1 protein-coding gene is annotated in these 931 nt (G+C 71.4%); it reads left to right on the top strand.

The features are described from left to right. Nucleotides 1–931 (top strand): sensor histidine kinase (locus tag R6V09_RS53940; RefSeq protein ID WP_317888667.1); only part of this gene is annotated, 931 nt, incomplete at both ends.

The raw sequence follows: 931 nt of genomic DNA, 5'->3' as shown, positions 1-931 counted from the left end.
CCGCGCGGCCGGCCACCGGGGGACGCCGACGACTTCGACCTGCTCGCCGCCGACCTGGCACGCGCCCACGACGGCGCCGTCACCGCCGTCGTATCCGCCTCCCAGCTCTCCAGCCAGGCCGGCAGCGAACAGAAGGTCGAGGTCTTCGTCAACCTCGCCCGGCGCCTGCAGTCCCTGGTGCACCGGGAGATCTCCATCCTCGACGAGCTGGAGAACGAGATCGAGGACCCCGATCTGCTCAAGGGCCTCTTCCACGTCGACCACCTCGCCACCCGCATCCGCCGCCACGCCGAGAACCTCGCCGTCCTCGGCGGCGCCGTCTCCCGCAGACAGTGGAGCAACCCGGTCTCCATGACCGAGGTGCTGCGTTCCGCCATCGCCGAGGTCGAGCAGTACTCCCGCGTCAAACTCGTGCCGCCCATCGACGGCACCCTGCGCGGCCACGCCGTCGCCGACGTGATCCACCTGCTGGCCGAACTCGTGGAGAACGCCACGGTGTTCTCCGCCCCGCACACCCAAGTCCTGCTCCGCGCCAACCTCGTGACCTCGGGACTCGCCGTCGAGGTCGAGGACCGCGGACTCGGCATGCCCGTCGGTGAACAGAGCCGGATGAACGCCCTGCTCACCGACCCCGACCAGGTCAACGTCGCCAGCCTGCTGGCCGACGGCCGCATCGGCCTGTTCGTGGTCTCCCAACTCGCCCGCCGCCATGGCATCCACGTCCGCCTCCAGACCAACATCTACGGCGGGGTACAGGCCGTACTCGTCGTGCCACAGGCCTTGTTGGGTACGGCGCCGGGCGCCCCCGGAGCCGTGGGGCAGCCGGACGACACGATGGGCGGGGGGCGCCCACTCCTGCCATCGCAGCAGCCTCCGCAGCGGGGATCGCAAGACGGATCACGGGGCGGGACGCTCGGCGGGGCGGGCGGGG

The organism is Streptomyces sp. W16, from assembly GCF_033194735.1.
Lineage (GTDB): Bacteria > Actinomycetota > Actinomycetes > Streptomycetales > Streptomycetaceae > Streptomyces.
This window is presented reverse-complemented; position numbering and strand designations above follow the sequence as displayed.